General features: G+C 28.3%; 11 protein-coding genes. 5 read left to right on the top strand and 6 right to left on the bottom strand.

Going from position 1 to position 19,644, the window contains the following annotated elements:
* Positions 1-274: 274 nt before the first annotated feature.
* Entirely contained in the window at positions 275-739 is a 465-nt protein-coding gene (gene yiaA / locus KO500_RS05675; RefSeq protein ID WP_215955530.1) for an inner membrane protein YiaA, read from the bottom strand.
* Positions 740-918: 179 nt separating this feature from the next.
* Here yiaA and KO500_RS05670 point away from each other — a divergent pair, with 179 nt between their 5' ends.
* Entirely contained in the window at positions 919-2,415 is a 1,497-nt protein-coding gene (locus tag KO500_RS05670; RefSeq protein ID WP_215955529.1) for a hypothetical protein, read from the top strand.
* A 421-nt stretch (positions 2,416-2,836) separates the two neighbouring features.
* On the opposite strand, the gene KO500_RS05665 is transcribed toward KO500_RS05670, so the two are convergent.
* The 4 genes from KO500_RS05665 to KO500_RS05650 all read right to left on the bottom strand — a co-directional run bounded on the left by KO500_RS05665 (position 2,837) and on the right by KO500_RS05650 (position 9,783).
* A complete protein-coding gene (locus KO500_RS05665; protein ID WP_215955528.1) occupies positions 2,837-3,673 on the bottom strand; it encodes a class I SAM-dependent methyltransferase in 837 nt (278 codons plus the stop codon).
* A gap of 584 nt (positions 3,674-4,257) precedes the next feature.
* Entirely contained in the window at positions 4,258-6,126 is a 1,869-nt protein-coding gene (gene mnmG / locus KO500_RS05660; protein ID WP_215955527.1) for a tRNA uridine-5-carboxymethylaminomethyl(34) synthesis enzyme MnmG, read from the bottom strand.
* Between the two features lie 5 nt (positions 6,127-6,131).
* The gene (ybeY, locus tag KO500_RS05655; RefSeq protein WP_215955526.1) at positions 6,132-6,551 is read right to left on the bottom strand and encodes an rRNA maturation RNase YbeY; all 420 of its coding nucleotides are present in this window, start codon (positions 6,549-6,551) and stop codon (positions 6,132-6,134) included.
* Positions 6,544-9,783, bottom strand: a complete 3,240-nt coding sequence (locus KO500_RS05650) for a hypothetical protein (RefSeq protein WP_252732431.1) — start codon at positions 9,781-9,783, stop codon at positions 6,544-6,546. Before KO500_RS05650 ends, ybeY begins: the two co-directional genes overlap by 8 nt.
* A 430-nt stretch (positions 9,784-10,213) precedes the next feature.
* On the opposite strand from KO500_RS05650, the gene gltX reads away from it, so the two are divergent.
* On the top strand, positions 10,214-11,716 hold the full coding sequence (gltX, locus tag KO500_RS05645; RefSeq protein WP_215955524.1) for a glutamate--tRNA ligase: 1,503 nt from the start codon (positions 10,214-10,216) through the stop codon (positions 11,714-11,716).
* Between the two features lie 67 nt (positions 11,717-11,783).
* Positions 11,784-12,713, top strand: coding sequence for an SPFH domain-containing protein (locus tag KO500_RS05640; RefSeq protein WP_215955523.1), 930 nt, complete (start codon positions 11,784-11,786; stop codon positions 12,711-12,713).
* Between the two features lie 260 nt (positions 12,714-12,973).
* Here KO500_RS05640 and KO500_RS05635 read toward each other — a convergent pair whose 3' ends face one another.
* Positions 12,974-14,656, bottom strand: coding sequence for a glutamine--tRNA ligase/YqeY domain fusion protein (locus tag KO500_RS05635; protein ID WP_215955522.1), 1,683 nt, complete (start codon positions 14,654-14,656; stop codon positions 12,974-12,976).
* Positions 14,657-14,928: 272 nt separating this feature from the next.
* On the opposite strand from KO500_RS05635, the gene KO500_RS05630 reads away from it, so the two are divergent.
* Entirely contained in the window at positions 14,929-17,187 is a 2,259-nt protein-coding gene (locus tag KO500_RS05630) for a gliding motility-associated C-terminal domain-containing protein (protein WP_215955521.1), read from the top strand.
* A gap of 28 nt (positions 17,188-17,215) precedes the next feature.
* A complete protein-coding gene (locus KO500_RS05625) occupies positions 17,216-19,567 on the top strand; it encodes a PorP/SprF family type IX secretion system membrane protein (protein ID WP_215955520.1) in 2,352 nt (783 codons plus the stop codon).
* The last annotated feature ends 77 nt before the right edge of the window (positions 19,568-19,644 follow it).

The following is a 19,644-nucleotide window of genomic DNA, read 5'->3' as shown; positions in this document are numbered from 1 at the left end:
TTATAAACTATGCCTATAACAAACCTGTCTCCCATTCACCTCCAGTATCAAAATATAAACTATAATAAATTTTAAAAAAACATAACTGTTAAAAGCCTATAAATACTACAAAATACAAGCGGTAAGACTCTGAATAAATATGATTACGATATATTTAAAACTATTTATAGTTAAATTTAAAGTCAAAAAAAAAAAGACAACTGCATAAATGCAATTGCCTTTTCTAATCATCAAAAAAAGAATCTACCAATATTGGTAATTTCTTCTTTTGAATTTATTCTTCCTCTGTGCTTTCAATAAACTTTTTATCACGTGTATTTTTTTGTACCGCTATTGCAGCAAATAAACTTAGTAAGAATGACATACCGTAAAAACCTTTTTCACTCAACTCTAAATCAGCATTCCATAACCCGACAACTAATAATGATATTGACGCTAAAGTAGCAAACCAGCTTATTCCATAATACATATCAGTAACCTCAATACCTTCTAATTTATCACGTACATTTTTTTGAACTGACACTGCTGAAAACAATCCAAATAACAAAATTGTTAAGTAGTATCCTTTTTCATTCAACATCATTGCTGCATTTGACAAACCTGTACAAAACGCTAACATTCCTGCAATTAAAGCTACCCAAGAAGCTCCTATAAAAGCAGGTGTGGGTTTGTTGTCAAACTCTTTATTAATTTTTTTACTAGCTTCTTCTTTAATCTCGTTACTAAAATTGTAATTCATAATAATTGATTTTGATGATTAATTATTTGTTGAATTAATTTGTTTCAACGCTACAAAGATGCATTAGATTCAAGGTTGAAAAAACTCTAATTTATATAAAAACTTACGATATATATTATTAAAAATAATACTAAATAATTGTTATTAATATATTTACATTAAAATTTAATTACGATATAATGAATGTAATTGTTGCTATAATTTCAACATTAAGTATTGAAGATCGAAAAGCTTTTGTTAATCTATTGAGCAAAAAAAATAAAAGGAAAGACACTAAAAACATTCAGTTATTCAAATTATTGGAAAGCCAACCCAATGCAAAAGATATAGATGTACAACTATATGGAAAAAGTGCAAAAGGAGCTTATCATGCTTTAAGTAAGCGTTTATTTGATTCATTGATTGACTTTGTTGCCACTAAAAACTTTGAAGGCGAACAAACCCAAGAAATGGAAATTATTAAGTTATTGCTGGCAAGTAGAATCCTTTTTGAACAAAAAGCATTTAAAGTAGCTTTAAAAATTATTAAAAAAGCCGAATTAAAAGCAAAGCAATATGAATTGTACAGCATTTTAAATGAGATTTATTACACTCGAATACAATATGCGCATTTAGATAAAACCATTGCCTTAAATGATTTAATAAGCCGTTTTAAATCGAATAAATTATTATGTCAACAAGAAGAAAACTTAAACCTCTTTTATGCTACAGTGCAAAATCAATTACTAACGAAAAGTAAAAGTGTTAGTGAAACTATGTCAAGAACATTAGCTAAGTTCGATTTGTCTATTGAAAATGGGTTGAGCTATAGGTCATTATTTAAGATTGTTGAAATAAATAATAAAGCTGCAACTATTACACGTAACTTTTATTCTATACTCCCATTTATTGAAAAAGTTAATAAAGAGATTGAGCTTAAGAAAAAACTTTCTGAAAAGCATTTATTCTATCACATTCAAATCTTATACTACATAGCAAATTCGTATTTCAGGAATAAAGAATTTGAAACTTCAGTTGAATATTTAGACAAGATGTACTCTGAAATGCAAAAACAAAATAAGACGTATTACAGCCGTTTTTTACCACAATACACTCTAGTAAGAATTTTAAATTATAATTACACAGGACAAGCTAAAAATGCCTTAAATCTTATAAATAGTTTTGATTTTACAATACATAAACAACAAATCTCATACTTATTAGATTTAAAGTTAACAACAGCGATGATTCTATTCCAACAAAATGAACATAAACAAGCTTTTAAGGTCATAAAAGAATTTAATCATAGTGATAATTGGTACACACAAAAAGCAGGCGAGATTTGGGTGGTGAAAAAAAATATGACAGAAATTATATTTTACTTAGAAAGTGAAAATATAGACTTGGCTGAATCAAGAATAAAAAGTTTTAGAAAAAAACACGGAGAATTTTTAACCACAATTGGAGAAACTAGAGTTTTAAATTTTCTGTCATTAGCAACTCAATATTTTTATAACAAACAAAAAAATGAATCAAACTATTTTATGAAAAAAATAAAAAATAAGCTCTCTGCAGAAAATTATAAAAATGAAGATTTATTCATACAAACATTTTATGCTTGGTTAAAATCAAAAGTTTTAAAATTAGATGTGTATCAAACAACTTTAGATTATGTGAAAAAAGATTCAAAAAATTAGAAAATTCAATCATAGACACAAACTATTAAAAATAACATTTAAATAAATAAACACAATTAACTTTAGATGCTTAAAACAACACTATTTTAAACTAAAAAAATAAATCAATATACTTTGTTAGGTCACGCCATTAAAATCCATTAGAAGCTTTTAAAAGAACAAATGAACTGTTTGGGATAATTAAAATAGATTCTGAGTATTAAGATTTATAATAATTAATTATCATCAAGTTTTACTTAAAAAAAAGTAATAAGAATTGACTAAATCACAGAAGAACTCCATATAATAAATATCTATATTAAAAATATTTTTAATAAGTTAAACCAATCGAAAATAGCTCTCTAAAACAAGCCTTAAATCAACTAATATAATTTAAGCATAACAATATTCCAGAAGTGAGCATAAAGCCGATTAAAAGCCTTTAAAATAACTTTTCACTTCTTTTAAGTACATAAATTAATGAAGAATATTCTTTTGAACGCATAGCTTTCAAATTTGAAATTAATCCCACAAAAAAAGCAAGCACGAAATTCTTTTTTCCTTTTTTATATTTTTCTGAAAGAAGAGAAACATAAAACGAATCAAAAATCATTGGAAAAGTTTTCACCAACTCAAAACCTGTTTTTGAAAAAAGTTTTTGAATACTTGATTTTGAAAAATGCCAAAGGTGTCGAGGAACATCAAAAGCTGCCCAATGGATTTTATAAAATTTAGCATCATAAGATTTAAAATTTGGCACTGCAATTATTAGCACTCCATTTTCTGAAAGTAAATTTGAGAGTTTTGAAACTTGCTCTTCTAGATTTGGTAAATGTTCTAATACATGCCAAAGTGTAATTACATCAAAAGTGGAATTTTCAAAATCATCTAAACTAGATTTTAAATCAATCCCCTTTTCAATTGCTTTTTCTTTTGCTTTAAAATTTGGCTCAACACCTGAAACTTGAAAACCAAAATTTTTAGCCACAACTAAAAAATCTCCAGTTCCTGCTCCGACATCTAAAATATTTTTAGCGTCAGTAAATTTTTGAACAAGAGTGATTTTATTTTTAAGATTTATTTTTTTTACTTTTTGATAAATTCTATCTGTAAAATTTTTTGATGCATCAGTGTGTGAAATATAATTTTCACTTTCATAATACGAACTTAAATTTTGTGGAACAGGATTTGTAATCAACATTTCAAAATCTTCATCATAAAGCAAATCAAAATCTTCATTGCTCACAGAAAAGTCTTTCGTTTTTAAATAGGTCTTCATCAAAAAAATAAATTACAAAAAAATTAAATTTTAAAAACACGAAGATACTTTAAAAGCAAACTATCAAAAAATGAAATTCAGAAAACAAATCAATCTAATTTTAAAAAAGAAAAAATTCATCTTTATAAAAATCATTATTGAAAAAAGAAAAAAATTTTATGATTAAAAATCGGAACCTAAAATAAGATTATTTGATACTATAATATGAAAATAAATCTAAATCTGATCAGTCATTTTTTTATAAAAAAAATTCAAATTTTGAAACAAAAACTTAAATCAAAATCAAAATATTCTAAAATAGAAATTGCGGATAAAATAAAAAAAGAAGTTACAAAAAACGAATAAAAAGATTTTAAAAAAGAGATGAAAAAACAAAAAAACAAGTAACTAAAAATCTCAAATATAATTCACAAAAAACAAATCAAAAAAAGCATTACAAAATTGAAAATTATTGTTTCTTAAAAACAAAATAGTAGGTAGTGAAAATTCAAAAAAACAAAATTGTTCCACGTGGAACATTGAATAAAAAAGAGTCATTACAACAAAAAATGTAATGACTCTTTTAATCTTATTTAATAAAAAAATTATCGCCCTAGAAATACTAAAAGCACACTAATATCACTTGGTGAAACTCCACTAATTCTAGATGCTTGTGAAATTGTAACAGGTTGAATTTTGGAGAACTTTTCTCTAGCTTCATAAGAGAGAGATTTAAGTTGTGTATAATCAAAATTAGCAGGGATTTTTACATTCTCTAAACGCTGTAATTTATCAGCATTATTTTTCTCTTTAGCAATGTACCCTGAATATTTAACTTGAACTTCGGTTTGTTCTAGAACTTCCCTATCAAGATTATGTTCAGCCACAAAATCTGAAACAGTATCAATTTGAAGCATATGTTTCATAGTAACATTAGGTCTAGAAAAAGACTTAAACATTTTATCAGATTGTTTAACTAAAGAAGAGTTAACACTCTCAAGTATAGGGTTTATCTGATCTGGAAGCACACTAGTGTCTTTAAAGAACTTCACAAACAAGTCTGACTTAGACTGCTTTTCTTCCATTCTTTTTAAACGATCTTCTGTAGCTAAACCTATTTGAAAACCTTTTGGTGTAAGTCTCAAATCTGCGTTATCTTGACGTAATAAAGTTCGATATTCAGCTCTTGAAGTAAACATTCTATATGGTTCTTCAGTACCTTTTGTTATCAAATCATCAATCAGAACACCAATATAAGCTTCGTCTCTTTTAAGTATAAAGTCCTCTTTTTCGTTCTGTTTTAGATGGGCATTTATACCTGCCATCAGCCCTTGAGATGCTGCTTCTTCATACCCAGTTGTACCATTAATTTGACCTGCAAAATAAAGGTTATTTACAAGCTTAGTTTCAAGTGTATGTTTCAATTGTATGGGTGGAAAATAATCATATTCAATAGCATAACCAGGTCTAAAAAACTTCACATTTTCAAATCCAACAACTGAACGTAAAGCTTTAAATTGTACGTCTTCTGGTAGTGAAGTTGAGAAGCCATTTACATAAACTTCTACTGTATCCCATCCCTCTGGTTCAACAAATAATTGATGGCTATTTTTATCAGAAAACCTATTAATTTTATCTTCAATTGAAGGACAATAACGAGGTCCTAAACTCTTAATTCGACCGTTGAACATAGGTGATCTATCAAAGCCTTCACGGAGTAAATCATGAACTAATTCACTAGTATGAGACATATGACAATCACGTTGATTAACTAATGATTTAGTATTGGAATAACTGAATTTTTCAGGTATTAAATCACCTGGTTGAACAATCATTTTTGTGTAATCTAATGATCTACCATCAACTCTTGGAGGTGTTCCAGTCTTCATTCTACCACTCTCAAAACCGAGTTGAACTAACTGTTCTGTAATACCAGTTGAAGCCTTTTCTCCAGCTCTACCACCACCTAATTGTTTATCTCCTATATGAATCAAACCATTCAAAAAAGTCCCATTTGTAAGTACTACAGACTTAGATTTAATACTAATTCCTAGCGATGTTTTAACTCCACAAGCCTTTCCGCTTTCAATAATTAAACCAGAAACCATCTCTTGGTAGAAGTCAACATTAGGTGTGCTTTCTAAAGCCAAGCGCCATTCTTCAGCAAAACGCATACGGTCATTTTGTGTCCTAGGACTCCACATTGCAGGCCCTTTTGACTTGTTTAGCATCTTAAATTGAATGGCAGATTTATCAGAAATAATTCCACTATAGCCACCAAGAGCGTCAATTTCTCTAACAATTTGACCTTTTGCAATACCTCCCATTGCAGGATTACAAGACATTTGGCCAATAGTTTGTAGGTTCATTGTTACCAATAAAACCTTTGAACCCATATTTGCGGCAGCTGCAGCAGCTTCACAACCTGCATGCCCTGCGCCTACAACAATAACATCATACTCTTTATCAAACATAATAACTAGTGTTCCACGTGGAACATTTTAATTTTTTCTTCTTCTTTTTTTTTCATTTCAACAGATTGTTCATCTGTTTTATCATTGTAACCAATCAAATGAAGAACTCCATGAGCCATAACTCTACTCATTTCTTTATCAAAAGAAACATTAAATATCTTAGAATTTTCTTCTACCCTTTCAACAGATATAAAGATATCTGAAGAAATTAAATCACCTTCACAATAATCAAAAGTGATAATATCTGTGTAGGTATCATGATCTAAATACCTTTGATTTATATCCAATAAATACTTATCATTACAAAAAATAAAAGATACATCACCTTCTGTTTTACCTTCAGAACTAATAATTTCTTGAATCCAAGAGATATTTTTATCTTCAGAATTTAGTTTAAAATCAGTTTCATAATTAAATTCAATCATTATTTTTAAAATAATTTTTAAGTTTATTTTGATAATTTTGTTGTAAAGGTAGCACTTGCCTATTTAAGATTTCGTTTTCATTTTCATTATTCTTCAATAATTCAGGTATAGAAAGTAAAGGGTTTTTAAATGAATTTTGAAAAACATTACTTTCTCTTTCTTTTATTTCTCCTTGTTTTAAAGCAGCACCTTCTAATTTTATTAATTGATATTCTATAATATTTGCTTTTTCTATGGTTGATTTTGTTATACCATTTTCAAGTAAATTATCTTGAAATTCATTCATTTGTTGAATTAATTTAGAAGCAAGTTTACGATCAGAACCATTAATTATGTTTTTTAACTGATCTTCAAGATGATTTTTAAGTTCTTCTTGTTGCTTATAAATGTCATATAATTCTTTTAGTTCGGACTCAGTCAGGTTAGAATTACCATTCCCTGAGCTTAAATTTGAACCAGATTTACCTTTACCTTCACTGTTATTTTGCGACTTAGGAATAATTTTAGAATTAGATTCACCACCATTATTCCCTTCAGAATTTGAATTTATATCTTTATTACCTTTTTTTCCATCATTACCTGATTCACCAGAATTTCCATTTTTACCAGATTCAGATGATGATTTAGGTTTACCTTGACCAGAATTTTTCATTTTATCAGATATTCCACGCTGAGATTTAATTATATCTGGTAATTGAAAATCACCATTTTGACCAGATCCTTGACCTATTTTTGTACTCTCATTCATATTATCAAGAATGTCAGCCAATAAAGCAGATAAAGAATTACCAGAATTTAGTGTGTATTTTTGATAAGAAACACTTTGGTATATTCTTGATTCTGTTAAATTATCAATAGTCTTATCAACATTATAATATATTTCAACAACTTCTTTATTTATTTTTTCTGATATTTCAGGAACTCGTAATGATAACGCAAATAAACTGTCATCAATATGTTCAAAAAGGGCTTTTAAATTTTGTTGTTTTTTAATAGTAAAAGATTGATTATCAAAAGTCCCCTCATTAATATCTAAACTATTAATCAACTGTTCTTGTTTAAAAGTAAAATCAATTAAATTATCTAATATTTGTCTAAGAACATTAGCATTTTCGGTTACTGTTGAAGAGCTACTGTCGGAAGATGAACTCTCTAATTGTTTACTTAATTCATCAATTTTCTTTGATATAGAATTTTGTATATTTTTAGTAGTGTTAGATTTTTTAGCTTTTGAAGCATTAATATCTTTACTTAAATTCGATTTAGCTTCTGCTTGTTCTTTCTTAATTTTTTTATACTCATCAGTATTATTATGAATCTTTAATGGTTTATTTAATCCTCCATTGTCCTTTAATAATTCATTGAATTTTTCTGATAGCTTATTAAATTGTTTATTTAAACTATCTTGTTTAGATTCAGAAAATTTATTAATCATCTCATTATCAGAGAGTTGATTTTGTTCTTTTGCTAAATCTTTAAGGTCTTTTGCAAGTTGAGATAAAGCTTCTTTGATGTAATATCGTTTAGTCAATTCTAATAATTGTTCTAAATTACGTTCACTACCTTTTTGTTTTCTAGCTATTTCATCCAGCTTTTTAGTTAATTCTTCTTTTGTGAGTTTATCAGCAATTTTTTTTAATTCTTCTAAAAACTTCTTATTCTTCTCAGCTTTAAGTTCTTGTCGTTCTAAACGCTCTTGTAATAATTTATTTAATTTAGCATCAGCACTACCCTTCTTCAAATTTTCTTTTAAAAGTTTAGAAAATTCTTGCATCTGAGCTTCTTGTATTTTTTGTTTGTTCAAAAAACTATTTACTTTATTCTTATCATTAAAACTTAAAGATTTTTTTTCTTTATGTTGATCGGTAAGTTTTTTTAAAGATTTAGATTGTTCTTTTAGATTTTCAACAGATTTATCTAACTCTGATAAAATATTATTCTGTTGTTCTAAATTTTTATTACGGATTTGATTATCGTTAAGGATAAAAGAATTAAACATTTTACTTTTACTTGTTTTACCTTTATGTAAAGCGTCATTATCAGTAACAACAAAATAGTAATTATAGTTTTTATTTGAATCTATATTTAATCCTGAAGGGAAAGTATAATAAAATTTTTCTATAGTATTAGTTGAATTTAAAAGAGATATTTCTTGCCTATTTTCAATATTATCAGACTCATAACATATTAATTTTAAGTTAGTTACAGCGTAATCATCTGAAACAATACCATTATAATAAAATTGATTAGTAGTTAATGAATCAATAACTTCTTCAACTTCAATTTGGGGAAATTCATCTTTTATAACGGTAAAATTATAATCTAAACTTTCAAAATTTTTAACATCTTTATTAGATGTGGTAATAGAATAATCAATGTTATTAAAGATATACGTACTCATTAAAAAACTATCATTATCCTTATTAAAAGAATAAATAGAATCTTTGGTTTCTAAAAAAACAACATCGGTATATAATGTATTTAATTTCAAGCTAACTTTAGTTCCCTCTAAAAGCGTTGCATTACCTGTTCCAGAAATTAATTCAGTTTTTTTATTTGTATAATCTGGATAATTTAATTCAAGATAAAACGTAGTTATAAAAGGAGTTTTTAGAACATTTAATTTATAACTATTTGATGTATAATCATTAGCAATAAAATTAAATAATATATCTTCTTGAACAGATTTGATAGTGTATTCAAAGATCTCATTGTTCTTAGTCATCAAAAAGTTTTCTCCATTAATCATAACAGAAACTTCATCAGGAAGTATTTTACCATTTATACCAACGCTTATAGTATAGTCGTCATTTTTAATAGCCTTAAGTTGATTATCTAATAAATTAAAATTAAAAGGTGCAGGTTTCTCAAAAGCTAAATCGTAATTTATAACACGATTATAACTATTAAAAAAAGAAGATAAACTACCTGATAACCAAATTAGTAGAACAATAGTTAAAGGAATAAAAATATACTTTAAATATTTAAGATTGCCTTTAAAATTAATAGCATTACTAAAATTAAAAACGGATAAAGAATTGCTACGTTGTTCAATACTAGCAATTAGTAATTCATTAGATAAAACATTAGTGTCTGATAATTCAAGTAAATTTAATAATTTGTCAGAAATATCAGGGAAGTGTTTCCCAATTAGTAAAGATGCATCCTTATTATTAATTCCGTTTTTAAATTTTAATAAATAAATTAATGGTCTAATTATAAAAAATACCAATAAAAATAATTCAACAACTAGAATTGTTAAAAATAAAACAAACCTTGATGTTGTATTTAACCATAGGAAATATTCAAAACTTAAAAAAATAATAAAACATAACAATCCTAGGCCTAAAAAAAGAAGTACTCCTTTTAAAAGCTTATTTGTATAAAACTTATATACAAATTTGTTTAAATTACTTTTTATAATATCTAATTGACTCAAATAATTGGATTAAAAAACAACTTATTAACAAATAAAACCAATGAATTGTGCATAAATTGCCAACTTGCAAAATTATAAAATAGATTGGTATAAAAGAACATTACAATGTTAAATGTAGTTAATTGATTGTTAGTAATTTAAGGTTAAAATATTTGTAAATAGAAAACAATTATAAATTAGTTAGGCATATTGCTTTTATTATATTTGTCACAAATTATTAGTTATGAGCAAAAAAGTCCGTGTTAGGTTTGCACCTAGCCCAACGGGACCGCTACATATAGGCGGTGTAAGAACAGCACTTTTTAATTACTTATTCGCCAAAAAAAATGGTGGAGAATTTATTTTACGTATTGAAGATACAGATCAAAATAGATATGTAGAAGGAGCTGAAAAATATATAATTGATGCTTTAAATTGGTGTAATATTCCTTTTGATGAGGGACCAGGAAAAGAAGCAGATTGTGGACCATACAGGCAAAGTGAGAGAAAGCCAATGTATAAAAAGTATGCTCTTAAGCTAATAGAAGAAGGTAAAGCTTATTATGCATTTGATAGTTCTGAATCACTAGATACGCACAGAAAAGATCACGAAAAGGAAAGTAAAACATTCATCTATAACTGGCACAATAGATTAAAGTTAGATAACTCTTTATCAATGATGCCTGAAGATGTAAAGGCTAAAATCGAAAAAGGAGATGATTATGTGATACGTTTTTTAACACCTCAAGATGAAAAAATAGAATTAGTAGATATTATTCGAGGGAATATGACAATAGACTCTAATATTTTAGATGATAAAGTTTTATTTAAAAGTGACGGTATGCCTACCTATCATTTAGCGAATATTGTTGACGATCATTTGATGGGTATTTCGCATGTAATTAGAGGTGAAGAATGGTTACCATCATTAGCATTACACTATCAATTATACAAAGCATTTGAATGGGAAGTACCTGAATTTGCTCACTTACCATTGATAATGAAGCCCGTAGGAAAAGGGAAATTAAGTAAAAGAGATGGAGATAAATTAGGATTTCCTGTTTTTCCTTTATCATGGAAGGAATCTAAAGGTTACAGAGAAGAAGGATATTTTCCTGAAGCAGTAATCAACTTTTTAGCTTTATTAGGTTGGAACCCTGGTACAGAGCAAGAAATATTCTCTTTAAAAGATCTTACTGAACTATTTTCTTTAGAAAGAGTAAATAAATCTGGAGCTCGTTTTGATCCTGACAAAACAAAGTGGTACAATCAACATTATTTACAAGAAAAAACGAATTATGAATTAGTACCTATATATAAGGACATACTAAAATCAAATAATATTAGAGTTGAAAATGAAGCTTTAATAGAAAAGGTAATTGGTCTAATAAAAGAAAGAGCCGTATTTCCATCAGACTTTTATGAGTTATCAGACTACTTTTTTGTTACTCCAACTTCTTATGAAGAAAAAGCTTCAAAAAAACAATGGAAAGATGGTACTTGTGATATAATGACTTCATTAATAGAAGTAATTAAAACGATTGATGATTTTAGTACTGAAAATACAGAAAAGATTGTAAAACAATGGATTGGAGAACAAGAATTATCGTTTGGTAGAGTAATGCCACCTTTACGTTTAGTAATAGTTGGTGCTATGAAAGGACCACATATTTTTGATATATTAGAAGTAATTGGGAAAGAAGAAACTATTAAAAGAATAGAAAAAGCTATCGATTATTTAAAATAAAAAGAGATAACTGTAACAATTATAAGTATTTTAATACATATAATTATAAACCAATAAATTTAAAACTATGGGATACTTATTAATACCACTTATTTTTTTCGGATTAGTAATTTTATTTTCTTCTTTTTTTACTGTAAAACAGCAAACTGCTGCAATAATAGAAAGATTTGGAAAATTTAATAGCGTTAGAACATCGGGCTTACAAATGAAAATTCCGATTGTAGATAGAATTGTATCACGTGTAGGACTTAAAATTCAACAATTAGATGTAATAATAGAAACAAAAACGTTAGATGATGTATTTGTAAAACTTAAAGTATCAGTACAATACGTAGTAATTAAAAGTAAAGTATATGAGGCTTTTTACAAATTAGAATATCCACATGATCAAATTACTTCATATGTATTTGATGTTGTTCGTGCTGAAGTTCCTAAAATGAAATTGGATGATGTATTTGTTAAAAAGGACGATATTGCCATTGCTGTAAAAGGGGAATTACAAGATGCAATGCTTGATTACGGATATGATATTATCAAAACCTTAGTTACTGATATTGATCCTGATGCACAGGTAAAAGAAGCTATGAATCGCATTAATGCTTCAGAAAGAGAGAAAATTGCAGCACAATTTGAAGGTGATGCTGCACGTATTTTAATTGTTGAAAAAGCAAAAGCAGAAGCAGAATCAAAAAGATTACAAGGTCAAGGTATTGCTGATCAACGTAGAGAAATTGCTAGAGGTTTAGAAGAATCTGTAGAAGTATTAAATAAAGTTGGAATAAATTCTCAAGAAGCATCTGCTCTAATAGTAGTTACTCAACATTATGATACTTTACAATCTATTGGTGAAGAGACAAACAGTAATTTAATTTTACTACCAAACTCACCACAAACAGGTAGTGATATGTTAAATAATATGGTTGCTTCATTTACAGCTAGTAACATGATAGGTGAAAGTATGAAAAAACAAAAACCTAAACAGATAGATAAAGAATAGTAAATTTTAAACAAAAAAAGCCAATCAATAAATTCAATTAGATTTATTGATTGGCTTTTAAATTTCAATAATATTTATTTATAAAAATATATAGATTAGGTTAAAAACTTAAAATAAGGCCTTCTAGTAAACTTTTAACCATTTAGCATTACAATCATATTAAGTAAAATTATTTCTATGTCAAATAATACTTAAAAAAAGTCGTTTTTAATAGCTAAAATAAATTGATTAATTTAAATTAATCAATTTATTTTATAATGCTATTTTTGCTGTAATTTTGCCCATGTATCTCTTAAACCAACAGTTTTATTAAAAACTAAATTATCTGCAGAAGAATCTTTATCTATGTTAAAATATCCAATTCTTTGAAATTGAAAAATATCTTCAACTTTTGCAGTTTTCAAACTTGGTTCAACAAAACCAGTAATGACCTTTAAAGAATCTGGATTAACAAATTCCATAAAATCTTTGTCTTTATGATGATCAGGTGTTTCGTCATTAAACAAACGATCGTACAAACGAACTTCAGATGGTATTGCATGTTTTATAGAAACCCAGTGTAAGGTACCTTTTACTTTACGCAAACTTTCTTCGGTACCACTACCACTTTTACTTTTTGGGTCATAAGTACATTGAATTTCTGTAATATTACCATCTTCATCTTTTGTACAAGATTCAGCTTTAACAATGTAACCGTTTTTTAAACGAACTTCACCACCTAATTTAAGTCTGAAAAACTTTTTATTTGCTTGTTCTCTAAAATCTTCTTTTTCAATATAAAGTTCTCTAGAAAAAGGTACCGTACGGTATCCTGCAGTTTCATCACCAGGGTTATTTTCTGCATCTAACCATTCTTCTTCTCCATCAGGATAATTAGTAATGACTAATTTTATAGGATTTAATACAGCCATTACACGAGGTGCAATTTTATTTAAATCTTCGCGGATAGAAAATTCTAAAAGAGATACATCAACTACATTTTCACGTTTAGCAATACCAATAGTATTGGCAAAATTACGAATTGCAGTAGCTGTATAACCCTTTCTACGTAAACCAGAAATGGTTGGCATACGAGGATCGTCCCAACCTGTAACAACATCTTCTTCAACAAGTTGTAATAATTTACGTTTACTTACAACAGTATGACTAAAATTTCTACGAGCAAATTCTCGTTGTTTTGGTCTTACTTTGGTCTTAACAACTACTTGATCTAAAAACCAATCATAAAGTTCTCTATGCATAGCAAATTCAAGTGTACAAAATGAGTGTGAAACTTGTTCCAAGTAGTCACTCTCACCGTGTGTCCAATCATACATTGGGTAAATACACCAATCGGTATTAGTTCTATGATGTGCTTTATGTAAAATACGATACATTAAAGGATCACGCATTAACATATTACTAGAAGTCATGTCTATTTTAGCACGTAAAACGTGCTCACCTTCTTTAAATTTACCTTCTTTCATATCTGAAAAAAGTGTTAAGTTTTCTTCAATAGATCTATCTCTAAACGGGCTATTTTGTCCATCTTCAGTAGGTGTACCTTTTTGTTCAGCAATTTGCTCAGCAGATTGACTATCAACGTAAGCTTTTCCATCTTTTATTAATTTTACAGCCCAATCATATAACTGTTGAAAATAATCAGATGCATAAACTTCTGAATCCCAAGAAAAACCTAACCAGTCTACATCACGCTTAATAGCATCAACATATTCTTGTTCTTCTTTTGCAGGATTTGTATCATCAAAACGAAGATTAACAGGAGAATTATAACGTAAACCAAGTCCAAAATTTAAACATATTGAGCTGGCATGTCCAATATGTAAATACCCATTTGGTTCTGGCGGAAAACGAAATCTCAATTTATCTTTTGGAAAACCAGAAGACAAATCATCCTCTATTATATGCTCTATAAAATTTAGAGACTTTTCTGCTTCACTCATTACTTTTTATTTGTGATACAAAGGTAGGAAAATTGCAGTTATAGCACTAGTCAAAAAAATATTCACATTAGAAAAATTGGCTTTCACAACATATTTAATATGACCTACAACATTAAATGCATAAAGGCTAAAATAAGTTTCATATTTGATATTAAGAACTGTAGTTCTGATAGATATGGACATTATGCGTTTTTTAATCGATGAAATGCAACAACGTGTAATTAAGTATTTAATACTAGTAAGAACCCAATGAAAACTAAAGCTTAAGCAAAATGAAAAAACCTACTACATTTTCAAAAAAAACACTACTATTACTGTCATTTATAATGATAAGTATAGGTATGGTTGGTCAAACTTTAAACCAACCAGAACCAATAGCAAACCCCAACTTCGGTAGCGGTGGCGATCCTTGGACAGCTATTTGTGCATCATCAACATTTAATGAATATTTTGTGAATTTTACGTGGTCACCAACACCAAGCGTTGATAGTGACAACTCATTTATACTAGAATTATCTGATGCTGATGGTAATTTTAATTCACCAACTACCTTAGCTACAGTTACTGATAAAAACAGTACTACAGATTTTGATATAGAATTTGCCATTCCAATAACTACACGTGGTGATAACTACAAATTAAGAGTAAAAAGTACCAACCCTGAGTTATATAGCCCAGAAACGGATGCTTTTGAAATGTATTATATAGATTATAAAAATCCCATAAGCATTACCGAAGATGGTAGTGGAACAATAGGAGATGGTACCATATCAATTTGTGATGGAAATAGTGCAGTAATAGAAGTAGATAATGTACCAGATGCAGACACTTACCAGTATATATGGAGAAGAAGTTCAACAATATTATCTGAAACTAGTTATTCAATAACAGTTTCAGAAGCCGGTAGTTATACTGCTGAAATAGATTATGGATTAACATGTTCTGGATCAGCAGGTACACTTTCAAATATGATTACCGTAGAAACAGGAACAGCACTTGGTGTAACAATAAATGAACCAACTACTACAACTTTTTGTGAAGGTGAAACAGCAGATCCACTAGAGGCAACTATTGCTGAAGCTGATTTGTATTATACTTGGTATAAAGATGATGTAGAAGTTGAGGCAAGAACACAAGGAGCTTATGCTTATACTATAGATACCAATACTGCAGACTTTTCTGGTGATTATACAGTAAAAGTTGATGGTGATGGCGTATGTACAGAAACGACACCAGCTTTAACAATAAGCAAAACAGGAGAATTCACAGTTACTGTTGTTAATGAATTAGAAATGGTAATTCTACCAGGAAATACAGAAATATTAAGTGTTACAACAACAGCAACATCACCAACATACCAATGGTACAAAGATGACATAGCAATAACAGGTGAAACATCTAGTTCTTTAGCAATAAGTGAAGAAGGTGAATATTATGTTGAATTAACAGAGACAGGTGCATGTACAACAAGTCAAAATTCAGAAAAAACAAGCGTAGTTGCACCAGTATCTTTTGAAATAGTAATTGATTATACAAATTCATATGAAGATTGTATAAACACATCGGTTTTATTAGGTGTATCAAACATATATGCCATTGCAGAAGATGGATCAGAAACAGATGTAACTACTGATTTAATGGACAATTTAACATACCAATGGAAAAAAGATAATACTGATATCAGTGGTTCTACAGGATCAAGCATCAGTTTAGCTGATAATTCAGAGAATGGTAGTTATACTCTTGATGCATCAATTGAAAGCTTTAGCGCTATTTCAAATAGCTTAGATGTAGTATTAAAAAACAACTTATTGGTTGAAATTGAGGCTTCAAGCTTAATTGCATGTAATTCTTCTGAAGCTATTACAATAAGCACAACAACAGACTTAAGTAGCGAAACATATACTTGGTACAAAGATGGTTCAGATTTAGGAATAAGTACTACAGAATTATCTATAACAGAAACAGGAGTATACCAATTAGTTTTAATTAAAGATGGTTGCCCTATACTATCAAATGAAGTTACAATAGAGGCATTAGATGAATCTTTAATTACTTTAGATGATGCACTAAACGTTGTAATTATTGAAGGTAGTACCAAGACTATTACAGCAAGTGGTGGTACTGCATACCAATGGAGAGATAGTGATAATAATATTATAAGTGCTTCAACATCAGCAACTTTTACAGAAGAAGGAACGTACTTTTTAACTGCTTATATTGACGATTGTGCTGTTATAAAAGAAATTACGGTTAGTTATAAAGACACATTTAAAATACCAAACGTTATAACAGTAAATGGAGATGGAATTAATGACTTATGGGTTATACCAAATTCATACTCAAACCAAGAAGATATTACTGTTACTATATATAATGAAAACGGACAAGTAATAATAAACACTAATAATTATCAAAACAATTGGCCAGAGTCTTCTACGTCTTTCCCATCACAGAATATGATATTCTATTATAAAATAAATGAAGGGTCAGATATAATAAAACAGGGGACTATTACCGTTATAAAATAACCCAAACCCCAAATCACACCTAATCAAAATGTTTAAACCAAAATATCTATACCTACTATTATGCATCTTAGCACTCACAAAAATGAGTGCTCAAGATGACAGTACAAACCCGTATATTACATACGATGTTGCTTCTCAAAACTTGTTGAAGTTTAATAGATTTTTAATTAACCCTACGTTTTCAACAGTAAGGGAAGATAAGTCTTATATAAATCTCTTACATAGAAACCAGTCAGCAACGTTTGATGATAATAACCAAACTTATTTTTTAAGTTATAGTGGGCGTATGAATGATAGGACTGGTTTAGGTTTAAGTATTTATTCACAACAATTAGGTACACTTAGCAACTATGGTGTACTTGCAAATTATGCGTATGGATTAAAGTTGAGTGATAAAAGCAATTTTACTTTTGGTGCCAATTTCTCTTATTACAGAAGTGGTTTTGATGAAAGTAGAAGTACAACAGTAGATGCTGATGATCCATTATTAAGTGGCCTACAAGACAGTAATTTAATATCATTTCAACCAGGTTTTAACCTATCATACGGCAAATTTGATTTTGGTGTATTTGCTGAAAATTTATTTGACTATAACTTAAAAACTAGCGAATCAATAACGGAATTTGGTGATAAAACATATGCTGCTCATTTACAATATACACATGAACTTGATGCTAGTAGCACTAATAGTATTTTAGATGGTGGTAGATTAATGCCATTATTAAGAGTAAGAAAAGCAGGAGCTAAATATGAAAGCTTAGATGATGATATAATTCTTGGTGGTAGTCTAATATTAGATTTACCTAAACTTGGTTGGGTACAAGGGGGTTATGATTCATACTATGGTGCGGCAGCAGGTTTAGGAATTAACTTAAATAAAAGAATATCTATAGGATATACAATGGAAAAAGGCTTAAGTAATAGTTTCGATAATTTTGGTGTAACTCATGAAATCTCATTTGCATATTCTATTACACCTAACTTAACTGAAGATAGGGTAATGCTTGAAGATACAGAAGAGTTAGCTGATAATAGTGATTTATTTGAAGAGCCTGAACCTATAACTGAAAAAGATATTGAAATTGAAAATCTTAAAAATGCATTAGCTGAAAACAATGAAATTGTTGCAGAGATGATGTATAGACAAGATTCTATTGAAGCTAGTAGAAATAGAGATTTAGAACAACGTTTTGATATGGTTATGCGAATGGTTCGAAGAGAAACAAATGGTGAAAACCCTGATTTAGAAGAACGTGCTAAACAAATGTATTTACTAAATAACTTAAAAGATGACGATGGTACTGAGCTAGTGTCAAATAATCCATTAAACAACAACGTAAAAAATGCTACTTCTAATGAAGTTAAAACAAATAAACCAGTATATAACGGCGTAAACTATAACGATCAAAATGGCTCACAATTAGTATCAAATACTTCTGATACTGAAAAACCTATTGTAAAAAATGCTGCTTCTAATGAAGATAAAACAAATAAACCAGTATATAACAGTGTAAACTATGATGATCAAAATGACTCACAATTAGTATCAAATACTACTCATACTGAAAAAACTACTGTAAAAGATCTTCTAGAAGATCCAAAGAAAACTATTAGTAATAAGCAATCAATTGACACAAGAGAAAATACAGTACAACCAGAAAAAAAGGTAGATGCTTTTACTAAAATTGCTAAAAATAGCAATGTAAAAACTAGAAAATTTAAAAATCTTGATGGTGTAAATGAAGGATATTATGTAGTAGCAAATGTGTATAAAAATGAGCACTACATGAACAACTTTATTAATGAATTAGAAGAAAACGGAATTGAAGCTGATTATTTTGAAAATAAAAATAATGGTTTAAAGTATGTGTATTTAAAGCGTAGTGATTCATGGGAAGATGCTTTAAGTTCTTACGAATCTAGAATGGATGATAATTATGATGCTGCAATGTGGATCATGAATGTTGATAACTCTACTTATTCAGATACTGCTTATGCCAGTAATTCAGTTAAAATTAAAGAAAAATCATCAAAATATAATACAGATAGATTAAAAACAAATACTATTACAAAAGACAACGTTGCATCATCTAGTCAACCTGTTATAAAAAATTATAATTTGAGAGGTATAGGTAATGGTTACTATATAATTGCCAATGTATTTGCAAGTGCAAGAAACGCTAACAACTTTGTAAAACTGTTAAATTCTCAAGGATTAAATGCTAGTTATTTTATAAATCCTGAAAATAATTACAGATATGTTTACTTAAAAAAACATGGAGACTGGAATAATGCATTAATATCATATTACTCAAAAATTAATAATGCATATGATCAAAGAATGTGGATTATGAAAGTAACACCAGGTCAAATAACCTAATAAAATAAAGCCTCACACAATTTAAAAAAAGCCTATAAATAATACTTATTTATAGGCTTTTTTTAGTGCTCAAAAAC

It is taken from the genome of Cellulophaga baltica, from assembly GCF_018861125.1.
Lineage (GTDB): Bacteria > Bacteroidota > Bacteroidia > Flavobacteriales > Flavobacteriaceae > Cellulophaga > Cellulophaga baltica_A.
Note: the sequence above shows the minus strand (reverse complement) of the source record. Positions and strands in the feature narration are given on the sequence as shown.